Raw genomic sequence first — 545 nt, forward strand, 5'->3', positions numbered from 1 at the left:
ACTCACTGGTTCCCAGTTTCGTGTTTCCCGGCTCCAGCGCTCTGGATTCCGTTGCTTTGCCGACTCATAAACTACCTTCCGATTCATCAGTATCAGTTTCTCTGCGCCACTGTGGCGTTGAGCGGGCGTCACGAACTGTATCCCACTATGACGGTGCTCTTCGTTATACCAGTGGACGAATTCGCTGACCCATTCTCGCGCCGCATCCAGGCTCTCAAAGGGTTTTGACGGATAGGCTGGTGTGTATTTCATTGTTCCGAACAAGCTCTCCGAATAAGGATTGTCGTTGCTGACCGAAGGACGACTGAATGACGGTACAATACCTAATCTTTGCAGCATTGCCAGCATGGTAGCGCCTTTCATCGGCGAGCCATTGTCAGAGTGCAATACCAAATCTTGCATGCTGATCCCTTCCGCCAGACAGGCTTTGCGGATCAACAGGGCAGCATGGTCCGCCGTCTCGTTTTCATGGATCTCCCAGCCAACGATCTTGCGACTGTAAATATCCATTATCAGGTACAGTCGGAAGAATATCCCCACAATGG

1 protein-coding gene is annotated in these 545 nt (G+C 51.4%); it reads right to left on the reverse strand.

Annotation, left to right across the window (positions count from 1 at the left end; translation table 11 throughout):
• Nucleotides 1-545: integrase core domain-containing protein (locus ACOCD2_RS25670; protein ID WP_293690251.1), on the reverse strand; the 545-nt coding region annotated here is incomplete at both ends.

Origin of the sequence: Thiolapillus sp., assembly GCF_048562965.1 — a bacterium.
In the GTDB taxonomy this organism is placed as follows: domain Bacteria; phylum Pseudomonadota; class Gammaproteobacteria; order Chromatiales; family Chromatiaceae; genus Thiolapillus; species Thiolapillus brandeum_A.